Origin of the sequence: Streptomyces sp. NPDC003038, assembly GCF_040611115.1 — a bacterium.
Lineage (GTDB): Bacteria > Actinomycetota > Actinomycetes > Streptomycetales > Streptomycetaceae > Streptomyces.
Map to the genome: position 1 here is coordinate 378,130 of NZ_JBEXNN010000002.1, position 16,541 is coordinate 394,670.

Below are 16,541 nucleotides of genomic sequence, written 5' to 3' on the forward strand. Positions count from 1 at the left end.
CGGCCGGGGCGGGTCCCTGCCCGCGGGGTCACCGAACGGGTTCGAGGAGGTTCTCCCGCAGGGCGGCGACCATCCCGTCGTCGACTCCCAGCACATCCGTCGCGTAGCCGCGGACGGACCCGTACGCCTGCCTCAGATCCGCGAGGAACAGGCGCATCACCTCGGCGGGCGCCCGCCCGTACCCGGGCCAGACGGGCACCTGGCCCGGATGCTCGGCGCGCCAGTCCGCGAGGAGCCGCTCGGTGGCGAGCCCGGTGAGGGCGAAGTCCTCGACGATGTCCTGCTCCGGCACCCCCAGCAAGTTCAGGACCAGTGCGGCCAGCAGCCCGGTACGGTCCTTCCCGGACGCGCAGTGGAAGACCGCCGGGCCGTTCCGGCCGGCGATCACCTCGAGCGCCCGCCGTAGTTCTTCGACCCCGTCGTGGGCGACTTCCCCGTACCGCGCGGCGAGGAAGGGCCCCGTATCGACCTCCGGTCCGAGGCCTGCCTGATCGTAGGGCCGGTGCTCGACGCTGAGGTTGTGGTAGGCGAGTGACGGGTGCTCAGGGACCCGGCCCTTCGCGTCGATCTCCCAGGGATACCGCAGGTCGATGACGGTCCGCAGGCCCAGCCCCAGAAACCGCTCCCAGTCCCCGCCGCGCAACTTGCCCAGTGAGTCGGAGCGGTACAGCCGGCCCCACCGCACGGCACGACCGTCTCGCGTCGTGTAGCCGCCCAGATCGCGGAAGTTGTGCAGTCGCTCGAAGGCTATGTGTCTGTTCACCACGGCACCCTACGTCCGGCCCGCCCTCGGCCCCGGCCCGGACCCCGCCCCCTCGGAGAGGAATGCCCTTCGGGCGCGTGAACGCACCGTGAGCGAAGAGTGCGATGATTCAAGCGCGTCGGCAGTGAGCCGGCTGGAAGAAAGGCGTCGTCGGATGGCAGCGGGATTCTCGGAATGGAAAGTCAATCGGCAGTACTCGGAGAATGAGCGTGTCGTTCATTTGGGCAAGCAATACCGCTGCCTGGTGGCGCACAAGTCCAATTCCGCAAGCAATCCGAAGACGACGGTCAAGACGTGGCAGGCCTACACGGGCTAGCCTCCGAGCGGTGATGGTGAGCGCGTCGTAAACCGACCCCTCCACGTGGACACGGCGGGCGAGTTCGGCCGCCGGGAAAGTCCATGCCTCGGCCACCGGCGTGACGGTCCCGCGCGGCGGAGGCGGTCACGTGCCGCTTACCGCGCAGGATGGCGCGGTGAAGAGATTTCTGCGTCTCGGGTTGGTGGTCGTTCTGACGGTTGTCAGTGTGGCGGCGGGACGGCCGGGCTCGGTCTCGGGCTCATTCTCGGTCTCGGGCACATTCTCGGGTGCGGGCTCCGGCTCGGCTGAGGCTGGCGAGCGGGTGGCCCCGGGTGTGTCTTACCGGGGCTTCACGGTCGCCACCTCGCGCGGCGACGCCCGGCTGCACGTGGTGAAGGCCGACCTTCGGGGGGCGGGGGCCGGTCTGCTCTATCCGGGGGCGGTCGCCGACCGGGCCCCGGTGTCGAAGATGGCCCGAGACCAGGGTGCGGTGGCCGCGGTCAACGGGGACTTCTTCCACATCGCCGAGACCCAGCACCCGGGAGTTCCCGTCACGGGTGCCCCGTCCGGCCCAGCCATGGTGGGCGGCCGGCCGTTGAAGGCGGCGGTGCCTCACGGTCAGCGGTTCGGACGGACGCCACCACCCGGTGACAGCGTCGAGAACGTGGTCGGTGTCGGCCGGGACGGCAAGGCACGCACGGCACGCCTGACCATGGAGGGCCACGTCCACACCGGGCGGGGCGAGATCCCTCTCGGCGGCCTCAACCAGTACGCGCTCCCTGTGGGTTCGGTCGGCGTGTTCACCTCGCAGTGGGGTACCGCTTCGCGAGCTCGGGCAGTGTGCGGCAGCGATAGCAGCCGGGCGGCCCCCTGCACGGCCGACGCCTACGAGGTGACCATCCGCGACGGCCTCGTCGTCTCCGGCTCCAGCACACCGGGCACCGGCGCCATCGACGCCGATACGCAGGTTCTCCTCGGCCGCGAAGCGGGCGCCCAGGCGCTGCGCCGGCTCCTCCCGGGCCAGTCAGCGCACGTGTCCTACGGGCTTGCCTCCACTACATCGGTACCGTTCCGCTTCGCGCTGGGCGCCCATTTCGTGCTGCGCGGCCACCGGCCGGTGGCGGGCCTGGACAGGCGCACGGCGGAGCCCCGCACGGCCATCGGTATCGCGGACGGGGGGAACACCGTGTACCTCGTGGCCACAGACGGCCGCGAGGGGACGTCCAGCGGGTTGACCCACCACGAACTCGCCACGCTGATGGCGTCGTTGGGCTGTGCCGAGGCCCTCTACATGGACGGAGGGGGCTCGTCGACGCTCGTGACACGTGATGCGGAGAGCGGCGGGGTCGATGTCCGCAATCACCTGGCCAGGAATCAGGAGCGAGACGTCCCGAACGGAATCGCCATCTTCTCCCGCTGAACCATCCTCACGTCGCGCGTCCGTACCGCACGTTTCCGGTCCAGATCCTTTCCAGCCGGACGGTGGTGCCCGGTCGGGGGGCGTGCCAGATCTTGTTGTGGCCGGCGTAGATGCCCACGTGGCCCACGGTCGAGCCCCGAGGGAAGAACACGAGATCTCCCAACGCCCTGTGAACGGACGGGATACGGCGCGTCTGTCTGTACTGCTGCTCGGCGGTCCGGGGAAGCTTTCGGCCCGCTTTGCGGAACGCGTACAGCGTCAGCCCTGAGCAGTCGAACCGCTTGGGTCCGGTGGCGCCCCGCGCATAGGGCGAACCCTCCTTGGAAGCGGCCACGGCCAGAGCTTTGCTGCTGTACGGCGCAACTGCGTAGGCGGGGGCGGCAGTGGCGGAAGCGGTGGCCACGGCCAGGAACGGCAAGAGGATGTACGCGTAGGCTCTCAGAGGGGGGCGAACGGCTGGTTGGCGGTGTGGGGCCTTGCGGGAGTCCGTGATGGAGTGGGACATCGTGATACCTCCGCATTCGGATACAAGACAGTCGGCCGGGTTCTTGAGAGGGGTCCTTTCCGCTTGGCCTGTGACAGCCGACCAGTCTTCTGTGCCGAGCCCCGATTGCCGTCTCGGACACGGGTAAAGCTTGTCTCGGTTCCGTAAAAAATTCGTTTCCCGTCGTCAGTGCGCATGCCGATCTCCGCTGGTATCGGACCTTCTTCGGAGGATCGATCTGTTTTTACCGGCGATCTCCGTACCGGGTCCTGGAGATGGGGGCCCGACACACCGGGGGAATGCCGCGCCTTTGCTTTCGCCGAGCCTGCAAGCCTGGTGAAGTGGGAAGTTGGCGGAAAACGCTGGTGAGCGGCCGATCAGGGGCTGTGGAGCGTCGATTGGGCTGCGCTATCACGGCCGGTCAGCGCTGTGTACGGGGCGCGGTGGGCTGGTTTCCGGTCACCGCCGTACCGGTTGGCCGGAGTCGGTCGCCCCGAACGCGCGCCGGTGCCCCGCGACCTCCGCGGGGCACCGGAACCGGCGAGGAAATCCCGGCTCGAACTCGGGTGCGGGCCGGACCTGCGCAGCGTGTGCAGGAGTGAGTGGGTGTGTGCTCCTGCTCCTGCGTCAGGGGTGAGGGTTGCCCAGTTCCGGGTCGTCCTGGGGCGTCTGCCAGGAGTTCTGCCGAGGCTGAGGGGCTTCCTGCGGCGTAGCGGAAGGACGGCGGCGGCGGGCGACGCGGCGGCTTCCCCACCAGAAGGCGCCCAGCAAGAGCGCGGCGACGGCCACGCCCACCAGGATGAGCAGCAGTGGCGCGGTTTCGGACTCGGATGCGGCGAGGACGGTGGAAGGGATCATGCGAAGCGCCTACCCGTGATCCCGGCGATCATCCGTTCGGACCGGTGTGGGCGCCGCCGCGGTGGCGGTGGGCGCGGACCTCGGGATGGTCCCGCGTCGACCCATACCCGGGGCGCCTGCCGAGCCCGGGATCTTGGCCTGGGCTCTGGCATGGACCGAGGTCTGGGGGGCAGGGGACCGGAGAGGACTGCCCGGAGGGAGTGTGTGCGGGGTGAGTGGTGACGCCGCGGATGAGCTGCAGGAAAAGCTGCTGGACGGGCTGAGCGTGGACTCCAGCAGGCCGGAGCAGCCGGTCCTGCTCGACGCGGGCGGGGCGCCGATCCGTACCTGGCGGGAGAACTACCCGTACGAGCGGAAGGTGCGACGGGGCGAGTACGAGCGGGCCAAGCGCATCCTGCAGATCGAGATGCTCAAGCTGCAGCGGTGGGTCAAGGAGACCGGGGCCCGGGTCATCGTGATCTGTGAGGGCAGGGACGCGGCGGGCAAGGGCGGCACGATCCAGCGGTTCACCGAGCGCCTCAACCCTCGCGGCGCACGTGTCGTGGCCCTGGACAAGCCCACAGAGCGGGAGGCCGGTCAGTGGTACTTCCAGCGCTACGTCGCCCACCTCCCCTCGCGCGGGGAGATCGTCTTCTTCGACCGGTCCTGGTACAACCGCGCGGGCGTGGAGAAGGTGATGGGGTTCTGTACGGAGGAGGAGTACTCGCTGTTCCTGCACCAGTGCCCGCTCTTCGAGAGCATGCTGGTGGAGGACGGCATCGACCTGATCAAGTTCTGGTTCTCCGTCTCCCGGTCCGAACAGCGCACGCGCTTCGCCATCCGCCAGGTGGATCCGGTACGCCAGTGGAAGCTCTCCCCCACCGATGTGGCCTCCCTCGACCTGTGGGACGACTACACCGAGGCCAAGGTGGCCATGTTCCGCGCGACGGATACCTCGCATGCACCCTGGACGGTCGTCAAGAGCAACGACAAGCGCCGCGCCCGCCTCGAAGCGATGCGGCACCTGCTGTGGCGTCTGGACTACGAACTCAAGGACCCCGACGCGGTGGGCCGGCCCGACCCGCTGATCGTGGGCGCCGCCGACACCCTGCTGGAGCCCGGGGAGGAAACCACGGACCTGTCACCCACTCCGCTTGCCCCGGGCTCGGCCGGGCCGGGAGAGCACCCCCCGGCCGGGACCGGGAGGTGACGGCTCGGCTGGCGTCAGCCGACTGACGGCGGCCCCCGGTCGGCTGTCCGGGGGCGGCCTTCAGTCGGCTGAGCTTTACCTACTGAGCTGCTTTACCTGCTGAGCTTTACCTGGGGCGCTGGCCCGGGCCCTGGACGGCGGCCGGGCGCTGGGGGGGGGGCGTAACGCTCCCCCCAGCGCCCGGTTGAAGGCTCTGCCGTCCTGGCGCCGCCGGTCAGTGCCTGCCCGTCTCTCACCCGCACGAGGTGAGCGACGGGCGGCGTGACGTCGGGGCCGGCGCCGCCGCTCACCGGGCGGGAGGGTCAGATCTCGCCGCGCCAGGCGCCGGTCTCGCTGCCGGCGCGCGGGCCCTCAATGAACTCCTTGAACCGCTTGAGGTCGCCGGCGATCCGGTGCTTGACCATGCCGAGCTTGTCGCCGACGTTCTCGACGAAGCCTTCGGGGTCGTAGTCAAGCTGGAGCATGATCTTGGTGGTGTTCTCGTCCAAGCGGTGGAAGGTCACGACACCGCCCTGCTCGGTCTCACCGCCCACGGTCGTCCAGGCGATGCGCTCGTCGGGGATCTGCTGCGTGATCTTCGCGTCGAACGTGCGATCGGCACCCGCGATCTTGGTGTGCCAGCGGGTGAGGGTGTCGGTGAGCTGCTCGATCCGCTCCACCCCGTCCATGAACGCGGGGAAGGACTCGAACTGGGTCCACTGGTTGTAGGCGGTACGGATGGGGACGTTGACCTCGATGGATTCCTCGACCTGCGACATGTTGTGTGCCTCCTTGTCGACGTACTTGCCTTCGCGCTCCTATCCGCGAAGGCCGCCGTCATTCATGCCCCGTCCCGCGGACTCGTGGATACCACTGCCGGGTGAACAGCCCCGAACGGACGTGCGTACGCCGCATGGACGGCGGGGCGGGACGTACAGGCCCTGCGGGAACGCCGCCGATCAGGGCGCGGGGCGGCGGACTTCCAGAGGGTGCGTCAGGGCCTGTTGACCTCCCGAGGCCAACATCCGCACCTCACCTTGATCGCTGATCTCGGCACGGACGATCCCGGTGTCATCGGCGTAGACGGGATGGCCGCCCGGACCTGTCTGTGCGGTGCGAAAGACGATGACGGTGTCCCCGGCTGCCGTCCCGGACTCGGACTCACCACTCTCGAACACCAGCTCGTAGCGATCCTCGCGGTCGTCGCTCACCACGTACCTCCAGGTCCCGCCGCCGCGCGGCGTGCGCAGCCGACTGCGTATCAACGTGCGCCATGCGCGGCGATGACATGCCGCACCACGCGGTACGGGGGTCCGACCGGGGGACGCGGAGGCCCGAGTGGGTCAACTGGAACGCTGGGGAAGGCGTCCGTTCGCCCAGGTCGCAGAGGGGCGTTCGAGTTCGCGTTCGGCCCCGGCTCCGGGCCGTTGCGCTCGACGCGGTCCTGTCCGGGCAGAGCCGGCGGTGTGTAGACGGCAGTCGGTGGCCGGCAGTGGTGGGTCGGCAGTGGGGGAGCCGCGAGCCGCCTCGCCCCGGAGTCTCTCAAAGGGCGTTTTATCCCTGTTGAGGCGTTTGCTTGCAATATGGGTAGTGGGCTGGGATGTGACAGCTGAGGTTGGTTGAACCCGCTGTGATGAGTGAGACGGATGGCTACTCGCGAGGGTCCGTTTCAGTCCTTTCGCTCCTGTCTGATCCCAAGGCGCCCCTACTCACCCCCGGTTTGCGCCCTGTGGCGAAGTGGCGGCCAGCGGTACTACCGAAACATGCGCCAAAGACAGCGGCCGTATCCGAGCGACCTGTCCGATGCCCGATGGGAACTGCTTGAGCCCATTCTGTCGGCCTGGCGGGCCGAGCGGAGAGGGAAGGGCCTGGACATCGGACGGCCACCGGAGCATGACCTGCGGCGGATCATGGACGCGGTCCTCTATGTCGACCGTACGGGGATCCCGTGGCGGTACCTGCCGCATGACTTCGCTCCGTGGGAGACGGTCTACGGGTACTTCGCCGCCTGGCAGAAAGACGGCATGTTCGACCAGCTCAACGGCCTCCTCCGCCGCCTCGTGAGGGAGGCCGAGGGCCGGGACGCCGAACCGAGTGCGTGCGTCCTCGACGCGCAGAGCGTCAAGACCTCCGCCAACGTTCCGGCCGCCGGTCAGAGGATCGACGCCGGCAAGAAGATCGCCGGCCGTAAACGCCACATCGGCGTCGACACCCTCGGCCTGCTCCTGGCTGTCTGGGTCACCGCGGCCAGCGTCTCCGACAACACCGGCGGCATCCACCTGCTCTCCCGCATCGCGAAGGTTCACCCCCGCGTCACCAAGGCATGGGCAGACACCGGCTACCGCACCAAGGCCATCGAATACGGCGCCACACTCGGCATCGACGTCGAAGTCACACGCCGCGAGCCAGGACAGAAGGGCTTCAAGGTGATCCCGCGAAGGTGGGTCGTCGAGCGGACTTCCGGCTGGTTCATGCACCACCGCCGCCTCACCCGGGACTACGAAACCCACCCGGGCCGCTCCGAGGCCGTGATCCACCTAGCGATGATCGACCTCATGAGCAGACGACTCACCCGGGAATCCACCTCGAACTGGCGCGACGCCTGATCAGCAGGCGTCACCGTCCACGCGCCCCGTGCCCGCCTGGGCGCCATGTGATCAAATGAACCCATGGGGGATACACACACGGCCCTGGGGCCGCTGGAACTGATTGACGAACACTGGGTAGTTGGAGATTCTCGCCGCCCTGGCGGATCCTGGCTCGAATTCCGTGTAGAGGGTCTGTACCGGCAGGGGCACGACGGGGAGGGCGAGTTGATCCCGTGGTCCAGGATCATGCTCGGGGTCAGGGTCTACATCGGGCGCGGGTACCCGACACATGGGCAGTACTCGCTGCTGGGGATGGTCGGCAACCTGCCCGGTCCCTTCAGGGGGCGTGGCGCTGGTCACCTCGACATGACACTCCGCCACCCCTACGAGGACCGCAAGCTGACCTTTGACCGGCACGCGCGCGCGTACCGGCTCCTCGACACCTTCCTCCTAGAGGAAGTGCTGTCGCAGGTCGTCGCCGCGGACGAGGCGCACCGGCTCGGTGACCGTGACTGGCTGAGACACGTGGTCGCCCGCCTTGCACTGCTGAGCCCCTGGCTGACACGCCGCCGGCTCAGCGAAGCGGTGGAAGAAGCCTGGCGGGGCTGAAGCAACCGGCACCCAGCCGGGGCGTCGGGGCCACGGAACACCCGAGACGCCCCGGTCCGAATCGGCGTGCGGTCTCACTGAGGCGCCGCCACGTCCAGGCGGGGCTTCGCCACTGAGCTGTCCGCCTACGAGCCTGTACACGCGGGTGCCCGCCCAGCACGGGGACGGCCAGATCAGCCTGCCCCCGAGCAGGTCAGAAGACCCTTTACCAAACACCCCTGCCTGGACAAAACGCTCTTTTAGGCTTGGCGCAACTTACCGAAGCAGAAACGCAGTTCGGAGGGACGCTCGTGAGGGACCTGCCGTTCAACCGGCCCGGCCGCTTCTGGCGGGGGAATCTGCACACGCATTCCGATCGGTCCGACGGGGCGCTGCCACCCGAAAAGGTCGCGCTCCTCTACCGGGAAGCCGGGTACGACTTTCTGGCCATCACCGATCACTTCAAGGCCGCGTACGGATTCCCCCTGACGGACACCCAGCACCTGCGCACCCCGGAATTCACCACACTGCTGGGCGCCGAGCTGCATGCCCCGCGCACCGAGTTCTCTTCGGAGTGGCACATCCTTGCCGTGGGGCTGCCGCTCGGCTTCCCGCCTCCCGAGCCCGGCGAGAGCGGACCGGAACTGGCTCGCCGGGCCCGTGCCGCGAGCGCGTTCATCGGCATGGCCCACCCCGCGGCTTCACTGCTCACCGAGGCCGATGCCGAAAGCCTGGACGCGGCCCACGCCGTCGAGGTCTACAACGCCCTCTCGGCCCGCGAGGAGCGGGGCGACAGCTGGCACCTGACCGATGTCCTGCTCAACCGGGGCCGCAGGCTGAGCGCCTACGCCGCCGACGACGCGCACTTCCAGCCCCAGGACCCGCCGGGCTGCGCGGCCTGGGTCCAGGTACGCGCCGAATCCCTCGACCCCGAGGCGCTCCTCGCGGCCCTCAAAGCGGGCCACTACTACGCGAGCACCGGCCCCGAGCTGTACGACGTCCAGGTCCATGACGGTCTGATCACGGTGCGCTGCTCGCCGGTGCGCAAAGTGCTGATCACCGGAGGCGCCCCGGGTACGCAGGTGAGAGAGGGCGAGGGGTTGACGGAATGTTCCCTGCCGGTTGCGATGTTCGGGGACGGACACTGCCGCGTCACCGTCGAGGACGCAACCGGCGAACGCGCCTGGAGCAACCCGATCCACCTGGGACCGCCGCCGCAGTCGCCGCCGCCCTCAGCCTGACGCTCACCGCCTGCGGAGGCCCGAAGGACGAGGGGGCCGCCGCGTCCGCTGCCCAGGCCGCCTCCGACGGCGGGGCACGGAGCCGGCGCCTACCGCCCCCGCGCACCGGCCGAAGCCCCTTCGCGGGTCCGGACACCGCTCCGCCACCATGCGTGCGACGGTCCATAGGGTCCGCGTCCGCCGCTGAGGGCCCCTCGTCGCACAACGGCGAGCCGGCCCCGTCCACGGCCGTCCGGCCCGGCGGTCGCCGGTACCCGCCCACGCGGTCTTCTTTGCGCCGTCTGGCGTAGGGCACCAGCTTGGCGGCGGATGTGGAGCCCACTGCCGCGCGATGATCACAACCTGCTCCCGTCAAGGAGTAGATCGTCAAGGCCGACTGCCCGCACCCGAGCGCACCAGCGACCGCGTCAAGGCGCACCTGGCCGCGATCAAGGAGAAACCACACCGATGACCAAGCACTCCGACGGCAACGAGTCCTCTCCCACTCCCGAGCAGCTGCGAGAGCAGATCGAGCACACCCGCGCCGAACTCACCCAGGCCGTCGAGGCACTGGCGGCCAAAGTCGACGTCACTGCCCGCGCCCAGGAGAAGACCGCCGCCGTCAAGGAGCAGGCCGGCGAGAAGGCCGTACAGGTCACCGCCCAGGTCCGCGAGATGGCCGCCAAGGCGGCGACCACGGCGCGGGCCAACCGGACCCCGCTGCTGGCAGCGGGTATCGCACTCGTAGCCTTCCTGCTCATTCGCCGCAGTCGGCGGCGCTGCTGAAGGCATCGAAGAAGCTGAAACCGACGAAAGTCAGGCTCTCGGCCGTCATCAGGGCGCTCGACGCAGAGGGAGTCAACACCGGCATGGAGAGGAGCGGCCACAGGCGCACTTGAACACGAGGGGGGACCGGTCTCCGCAACAGATGTGTGGAACCACCGCTCGCCTTACGGGCAGTGCCCGGCCCGTCCGCAGTGTCAGTTAGCAAACGTCCAGACCGTTGAGCGGGGAGGGGCTGGCCGAAATCGATCGATCACGCGTGCGTCCGCCCCTAGAGTCGGACGCATGAGTAACATGAGCGGCAGGAGCGATATGAGTGGCCTCGTCGGCACCGGCGGGCAGTCGCGGCGCGGGGTCCTGAAGGCGGCAGTGGCCGGGGCGGGGGCGGTCGCCGCGGTGGGGACCGGAGCCTCCGTCGCGCACGCGGACGGGCGGCGGCGCGGCGCGCCCACCTTCGTCCTCGTTCACGGCTCGGGGAGCAACTCCTACAGCTGGTCCGCCACCTTGCGCGAGCTCGGCCTGCGCGGTCACCGGGCGATCGCGGTCGACCTGCCCGGGCACGGGCCCGGCGCGTACTTCCCGGTCTCCTACCAGGCCCCGCAAGACCTGGAACGGCTGCGCACCGAGCCGTCGCCGATCGCCGAGGTGACGCTGGCGGACTTCGCGGCGCATGTCGTGGGTGTGGTGCGGGCGGCGTACCGCGACGGCCCGGTGATCCTGGTCGGGCAGAGCCTGGGCGGGGCGACGGTGAACGCGGTCGCCAATCAAGTGCCGGAGCTGCTGTCCCACTTGGTGTACGCCTCCGCGTTCTGCCCGACGCGGCACGGCTCGGTGCTGCAGCTCATGATGACCCCGGAGGCGTCCTCCAGCGCCCTGTACTGGATACCCGGCGTGAAGACGCCGCCGGAACTCGGGGTCAGCCGCGTCAACTGGCGCTCGGGCGACCCCGCCTTCTTCGCTGCGGCGAAGGAAGCGCTGGCCAGTGACTGGCCGGACGCCGAGGTGCGCGCGCTCCTCAACATTCTGGAGCCGGACGAGTCGGCGGCGATCGCGACCGGTGATGCCCGGGGGCTCCCGGACAGGTGGGGGCGAGTGCCGCGTACGTACCTGCGGTTCACCGAAGACCGCTCGATTCCGTCGGCGCTGCAGGACCTGATGATCCGCGAGGCGGATGAGACCACGCCGCGCAACCGCTTCCGCGTACGGTCGCTGGCCGCGCCGCACATCGGTCCGCGGGACGTTGCCGTGTGGGCGGACGAACTGGAGCTCGTGGCGCGGATGTGCCGCTGAGGGCAGGGGATCGTCGGGCAGGGCCCGACCGGGGAGCAGGTGTGTCCCCATCGCCGCCGTCGCCCACCACCGCGGGCCGAACTCCTCGAACCACCCGTCTACCAGCGGCGCCTACCTCGCGCCCCCATCCTCATTCCCCGCTGGGCCGCTGCCGTTGCCGTTCCCCGCTGGACCGTTGCCGCAGCCGCAGCCGCAGCCGCAGCCGCAGCCGCAGCCGCTGACCGAGAACGCTCCGAACTCGCCGCCGCCTGCGCGAGCGCGAGAGGCGGCAGCGGCCGGCCCGGCTCGAACTCCCCAGTAGCCGCCATGCTTATCGCTCGCGCGGTGCCCGTTCGCGCGCCGGCCTCCGCCGCAGCCCTTGACGGCTGTGACTCGCCCTCACATACTGACGGCCAAATCGATTTGGCCAAATCGATTTGGCTCTCCGTCCAGGGCCGGATCGCGGCTGAAACCCGAGCATGCCGAACGCCGAACGGAGCTCAAGCGTGTCCAGTCCCCGCCAGACCCTGCCCGGTACGGAACAGCCACCGGCACCCGAGCCCACCCACCCCGTCGACGAGTCCCGCCCCCTCGGCAGGATCATCCTCTTCGGAATCCAGCACGTCCTCGTCATGGCCGCCACCCCGATCTCGGCGATCTTCCTGATGAGCGCCACCCTGCGCCTCGACCCCGGTCTGACCGTCAACCTGCTCTCCGCGGCCTTCGTGCTCTCCGGCGTCGGATCCCTGATCCAGTCGCTCGGGCCGTGGAAGTTCGGGCCACGGCTGCCGTTCGTGATGCTGCCGGGCGGCGCGCCGCTCATCCTCTTCATCGCCATCGCCGAGCAGCACGGCCTGCGCACGGCCACCGGCGCGGTCATCCTCACCGCCGTCTTCTACTTCGTCGTCCTACCCGTCTTCTCGCGGCTGCTCGCCTTCTTCCCGGCCCTCGTCATCGGCACGATGATCGTCATCGTGGGCGTCAACCTGGTGAAGGTCGGCGCCGTCCTCGTCACCGGCCGTCCCGGCCAGCCGGGATTCGCCGACACCACCAACCTCGCGCTCGGCATGGCGACGATCGGGTTCACCGTCGTCTTCTACCTGCTCTTCACCGGCGTCCTGCGCCAGCTCGCCGTCATGCTCGGCCTGCTCGCCGGCACCGCCCTGGCGGCAGTGCTGGGCACCATCGACTTCGGCCGCGCCACCGAAGGCGGTCTGGTCAGCGTGCCGCAACTGCTGCCGTTCGGCTCGCCCGAGTTCAACCTCGTCGCCGCGCTGCCGCTGATGCTCTACAGCCTCGCCTCCATGGCGGAGGCCACCGGGCAGACCGTCATCAACGCCGAGGCCGTCGGCAAGGAGATCGACCAGCGCACCGACGTACCCAAGACCGTCCGCGGCGACGCTCTCACCTCCCTCTTCGGCGGCTTCTTCGGACTGCCGCTGATGGTGACGAGCGGCGAGAACATCGGCATCGTCCGCGTCACCGGCGTGCGCAGCCGCTTCGTCACCGCCGCGGCCGGAGTGGTCCTCATCGTCATCGGATTCCTCGCGCCCGTAACCCGAGCGATCAGCGTCATCCCGTCCGCGGTCATCGGCGGCACGGCCATGGTGGTCTTCGCCGTGATCACCGTACTCGGGGTGCAGATGCTCGGCCGCTCGGACCTCGACAAGCACACCAGCACCTTCATCTGCGCCGTCGCCCTCGCCCTCGGCCTGCTGCCCATCCTCATCCCGGGTGTCTACGCCGGCTTCTCGCCGAACATCCGCATCCTCCTCGAAAGCGGCGTCGCCGTCGGCGCGTTCGTCGCCGCCGTCCTCAACATCCTCTTCCACCACGTCAGACCGGGCATCGCCGCCCGCCTGACCACCCACCGCACGGAAAGCGACCGATGAACCAGCTCACCCGCGACCTCCTGGACAGCCCCGGTCCACTCCTGCTCGTACCGGATGCCGTACTGCTGCCCGAAGGCCCCGCCGAAGGCTTCGCGGTCGTCGTGGCCGACGGCTCGTTCCGCGCCGTGGGCCCCGCAGCGGAACTCCAGCGCACCCATCCGCACCTCGATCCCGTACGGCTGCCCGGCCACCTCCTGATGCCCGGCTTCGTCGACGCCCACCACCACCTCACGCAGAGCTTCGGCTCCGCCCTCGCCTTCGGGGAACCGTCGGAGATCTTCCGGCGGGTGTGGGTGCCGCTGGAGGGCGCGCTGGACGAGGAATCGGCCTACGTCGCAGCGAAGTTGGCGGCCTACGAGGCACTGCGCGGCGGATTCACCACCGTCACCGACGCCGGCACCCGCGCGGACGTGGACGTGGATGTCGTCGCCTCCGCCGCCCGCGATGCCGGAATCCGCTGCGTTCTCGGGCGCGTCTGCGACGACGCCGCGAACGACGACGCCCCCGGCACGCCCTCCGCCCTCGAAGCCGCGGAGAAGCACCTCGCCCGGTACGACGGAAACGCGCTGGTCCATCCCTCCCTTGCCGTCTCCATACCCGAGGCGGCCACCGCCGCGACCCTGCGACGCACCGCCCGCCTCGCCGCGGAGGCCGGGGCCACCGTACAGATCCACGTCAACGAGCACCTGGCCGGTGTCGAGCGCTCCCTGGTACGCCACGGCCTGCGCCCGCTCGAGTACCTGGAGCACGTCGGGGCGCTCGGCCCACAACTGCTCGCCGCGCATGCCACCTTGCTCACGCCCCGCGAGCTGACCCTGCTCGCCGATACCGGGACCGCCGTCAGCTACAACCCCGTCGCCAGTGCCTGGAAGGGCAACGCCGTCGCCCCGGCCACCGCCATGGCGGAACGCGGCATCCGCTTCGGACTCGGCACCGACGGTACCCGCGGCGACGGGTTCCGGCTCGCCGAAGCGGCCGAGTTCGCGCAGCGGCTCGCGTACGGCCTGGCCACCGGCGACTCGTCGTGCGGCGCCGGTTGGACCTGGCTCGAGCACGCCACGCGCGGCGGCGCCGACGCCGTCGGCCTCGGCGCCCGCACCGGCACCGTCGCCGAGGGCCTGGCCGCCGACTTCCTCCTCGTCGACGTCACCAACCCCGAACTCGCACTCTCCTGGGACCTGCCCTGGGAACTGGTACGACGCGGCAACCGCGACCAGATCACCGCCGTGTTCGTCGGCGGCCGCATGCGCCTGTGGTGCGGCCGGCCGACCGCCTGGGACGGCCCCGCGCTCGTACGGCAGGCGGCCGAAATGGCCCGTGCCGCCGTGGAAGGAGCGCCGATCGTCCGGGTGCACCCCACCTCCACGGTGGCACGTGAGCGGAGCACCGCACCATGAGCCCCGAGACACTGACGATCCTGGCCGTCACGGTGGCCGTCGCCGCATTCGTCCAGGGCAGCAGTGGGCTCGGTTTCGCCCTGATCGTCGCACCCGTCGCCGGGATCCTCGATCCCGGCCTGCTCCCGGTGTTCGTCCTGGCGTCGATGATCCCGCTCAATCTGTACGTCGCCTGGCGCGAGCGCGCCTCGCTCGATCTGCGCGGCGCGGGCTGGATCACCGGGGCGCGGCTCGCCGCCACCCCCGGCGGACTGGCGCTGCTCTGGCTGATCCCGGACCGCAGCCTCGGTCTGTTCGTGGGCATCGCCACCGTCCTGGCGGCGGGCGTGAGTCTGGCCGCGCCCGCGTTCACCCCCGGCCGGGTCGCCTATGTCGCCGCGGGTGCGGTGACCGGGCTGACGGAGACCGCGACCGGTATCGGCGGCCCGCCGCTGGCGCTGGTCTACCAGCACCGGCCGCCGGCCGAGCTGCGTTCCACCGTCGCCGCCTGCTTCCTCATCGGCGAAGTGGCTTCGCTGACACTGCTGTTCGCGACGGGGGAGGGGCAAACCGGGGATCTGGGCTGGGCGATCGCGCTGCTCCCGGCGATCGCCGCCGGAGCGTGGGCGAGCCGCCTGGTGCACCACCGGATGGACGCGCGCCGCATGCGTCTGTTCGTACTCGTGTTCGCGCTGGTCTCCGGGCTGGTTCTCATCCTCGGGTTGTGACCCTCAGCGACGAGGCCCGCGCGATCACCCGCGGCTCGGGCGACGTGACCACCGCACCGGTGGTCACGTCGCCGCGCAGCCGCGCCAGCAGCAGCTCGACCGCGTCCGCGGCCGCCCGGTCCAGATGAAGGTCGACGGCCGTGAGGGGCGGCTCGCACGTGCGGGCGCGCAGTCCGTCGTACCGGGTGACGACCATGACGTCCTGCGGCACGGCGCGCCCGCTGTCCTGGATCGCCCGGACCGCACCCACGGCGAAGGCGTCCACCAGCGCACAGACCGCGTCGATCCCGGGATGCTCGGCGAGCAGCGCCGCACAGCGCTCGTAGCCCACCTGCTCGCCACCCGACTCGGGCGCGGTCGCCACGATCGGCGCCCAGCCGCGCTCCTGCGCGATGCGCTCGTACGCGGCGCGCGCGTCGACCGACGAATGCCGTGCGCCGGATCCGATGATCAGCGCCGGCCGGCGGGCGCCCTGCTCGTGCAGGTGGGCGAGGAGCAGTTCGGCGACGTGCCCGCCGCGCAGATCGACGTACGGAGCGCTCTCGTCCGGCGAGACGGGCCTGCCGAGCGCCACGTACGGCAGCCCGCGTTCCTTCAGATGGGCCGCCGCCGCGTCGTTCACATCCGGCTCGACGACGATGGCCCCGTCGATGTCGACGGAGTGCAGCCCCGAACCGGACTGCACGGGCGGTACGAGCACGAGCGCGTAGTCGTGCAGCAGGGCGCTCTCGGCGGCAGCGGCGGCGATCTCCATGTAGAAGCCGAGCCGGGACGGCCCTCCGGCCACCGCGAACGGCATGGACGAGGCGAGGGCGATGGCCTTGGCCTGCCCGCGCCGCAGCCGCTGGGCCCGCAGGTTGGGCCGGTAGCCGAGCTCGGCGGCGACCTGCTTGATGCGCTCCCGCGTCCGGGGGTCCACCTTGCCGAGCCCGTTGAGGGCGTGCGAGACCGTCGTGCGCGACACCCCGGCGACACGTGCGACATCGGCGATCGTGGGTGGCCTTGAGCCGAAACCGGAAGTGGGCATCTGCGCGGACGCTCCTCACCTGCTGAGGACGGGGGACCCCCCTATCTTCCCCGACCGGAACGGCGGCCGAGTCCAACCC

17 protein-coding genes are annotated in these 16,541 nt (G+C 70.2%); 11 read left to right on the plus strand and 6 right to left on the minus strand.

Translation table 11 applies throughout. The annotated features are described in order from the left end of the window. Positions 1–28 precede the first annotated feature (28 nt). Positions 29–763 (minus strand): tyrosine-protein phosphatase, encoded by a 735-nt coding sequence (locus ABZX75_RS04435; protein WP_355407683.1) that lies wholly within the window; start codon positions 761–763, stop codon positions 29–31. 154 nt (positions 764–917) lie between these two features. Between ABZX75_RS04435 and ABZX75_RS04440 the strand changes: the two genes are divergently transcribed. Together ABZX75_RS04440 and ABZX75_RS04445 are read left to right on the plus strand one after the other, a co-directional pair. Further along, on the plus strand, positions 918–1,079 hold the full coding sequence (locus tag ABZX75_RS04440; RefSeq protein ID WP_355407948.1) for a carbohydrate-binding protein: 162 nt from the start codon (positions 918–920) through the stop codon (positions 1,077–1,079). A gap of 316 nt (positions 1,080–1,395) precedes the next feature. Further along, positions 1,396–2,481, plus strand: coding sequence for a phosphodiester glycosidase family protein (locus ABZX75_RS04445; RefSeq protein ID WP_355407685.1), 1,086 nt, complete (start codon positions 1,396–1,398; stop codon positions 2,479–2,481). Between the two features lie 7 nt (positions 2,482–2,488). On the opposite strand, the gene ABZX75_RS04450 is transcribed toward ABZX75_RS04445, so the two are convergent. Together ABZX75_RS04450 and ABZX75_RS04455 are read right to left on the minus strand one after the other, a co-directional pair. Beyond that, positions 2,489–2,986 carry a C40 family peptidase gene (locus tag ABZX75_RS04450; protein WP_355407687.1) on the minus strand — a complete coding sequence of 166 codons (498 nt, stop codon included), beginning with the start codon at positions 2,984–2,986 and terminating at the stop codon, positions 2,489–2,491. A gap of 606 nt (positions 2,987–3,592) precedes the next feature. Beyond that, complete coding sequence (locus ABZX75_RS04455) at positions 3,593–3,823, minus strand: DUF6479 family protein (RefSeq protein WP_355407689.1); 231 nt, start codon at positions 3,821–3,823, stop codon at positions 3,593–3,595. A gap of 211 nt (positions 3,824–4,034) precedes the next feature. Here ABZX75_RS04455 and ppk2 point away from each other — a divergent pair, with 211 nt between their 5' ends. Then, positions 4,035–5,012: a polyphosphate kinase 2 gene (gene ppk2 / locus ABZX75_RS04460; protein ID WP_355407691.1), complete on the plus strand. Its 978-nt coding sequence runs from the start codon at positions 4,035–4,037 to the stop codon at positions 5,010–5,012. 302 nt (positions 5,013–5,314) lie between these two features. Here the strand turns inward: ppk2 and ABZX75_RS04465 are convergent, their stop codons facing one another. Continuing rightward, complete coding sequence (locus ABZX75_RS04465) at positions 5,315–5,770, minus strand: SRPBCC family protein (protein ID WP_355407693.1); 456 nt, start codon at positions 5,768–5,770, stop codon at positions 5,315–5,317. 180 nt (positions 5,771–5,950) lie between these two features. Next, positions 5,951–6,202, minus strand: coding sequence for a DUF6296 family protein (locus tag ABZX75_RS04470; RefSeq protein WP_355407695.1), 252 nt, complete (start codon positions 6,200–6,202; stop codon positions 5,951–5,953). Between the two features lie 552 nt (positions 6,203–6,754). Between ABZX75_RS04470 and ABZX75_RS04475 the strand changes: the two genes are divergently transcribed. The 8 genes from ABZX75_RS04475 to ABZX75_RS04510 all read left to right on the plus strand — a co-directional run bounded on the left by ABZX75_RS04475 (position 6,755) and on the right by ABZX75_RS04510 (position 15,435). Then, complete coding sequence (locus tag ABZX75_RS04475) at positions 6,755–7,597, plus strand: IS5 family transposase (protein ID WP_355407697.1); 843 nt, start codon at positions 6,755–6,757, stop codon at positions 7,595–7,597. A gap of 348 nt (positions 7,598–7,945) precedes the next feature. Next, entirely contained in the window at positions 7,946–8,188 is a 243-nt protein-coding gene (locus ABZX75_RS04480; RefSeq protein ID WP_355407699.1) for a hypothetical protein, read from the plus strand. 290 nt (positions 8,189–8,478) lie between these two features. Further along, on the plus strand, positions 8,479–9,408 hold the full coding sequence (locus ABZX75_RS04485) for a CehA/McbA family metallohydrolase (protein WP_355407701.1): 930 nt from the start codon (positions 8,479–8,481) through the stop codon (positions 9,406–9,408). Positions 9,409–9,855: 447 nt separating this feature from the next. Next, positions 9,856–10,173 (plus strand): DUF3618 domain-containing protein, encoded by a 318-nt coding sequence (locus tag ABZX75_RS04490; RefSeq protein WP_355407703.1) that lies wholly within the window; start codon positions 9,856–9,858, stop codon positions 10,171–10,173. A gap of 282 nt (positions 10,174–10,455) precedes the next feature. Further along, entirely contained in the window at positions 10,456–11,460 is a 1,005-nt protein-coding gene (locus tag ABZX75_RS04495; protein WP_355407705.1) for an alpha/beta hydrolase, read from the plus strand. A 485-nt stretch (positions 11,461–11,945) separates the two neighbouring features. Next, on the plus strand, positions 11,946–13,331 hold the full coding sequence (locus ABZX75_RS04500; RefSeq protein WP_355407707.1) for a uracil-xanthine permease family protein: 1,386 nt from the start codon (positions 11,946–11,948) through the stop codon (positions 13,329–13,331). Beyond that, positions 13,328–14,728: an amidohydrolase family protein gene (locus ABZX75_RS04505; RefSeq protein WP_355407708.1), complete on the plus strand. Its 1,401-nt coding sequence runs from the start codon at positions 13,328–13,330 to the stop codon at positions 14,726–14,728. The genes ABZX75_RS04500 and ABZX75_RS04505 overlap by 4 nt, the downstream gene beginning before the upstream one ends. Next, positions 14,725–15,435 (plus strand): sulfite exporter TauE/SafE family protein, encoded by a 711-nt coding sequence (locus tag ABZX75_RS04510; RefSeq protein ID WP_355407710.1) that lies wholly within the window; start codon positions 14,725–14,727, stop codon positions 15,433–15,435. Before ABZX75_RS04505 ends, ABZX75_RS04510 begins: the two co-directional genes overlap by 4 nt. Here ABZX75_RS04510 and ABZX75_RS04515 read toward each other — a convergent pair. Beyond that, positions 15,419–16,462, minus strand: coding sequence for a substrate-binding domain-containing protein (locus ABZX75_RS04515; protein WP_355407711.1), 1,044 nt, complete (start codon positions 16,460–16,462; stop codon positions 15,419–15,421). The two genes, ABZX75_RS04510 and ABZX75_RS04515, sit on opposite strands and share 17 nt — an antisense overlap. Positions 16,463–16,541 lie beyond the last annotated feature (79 nt).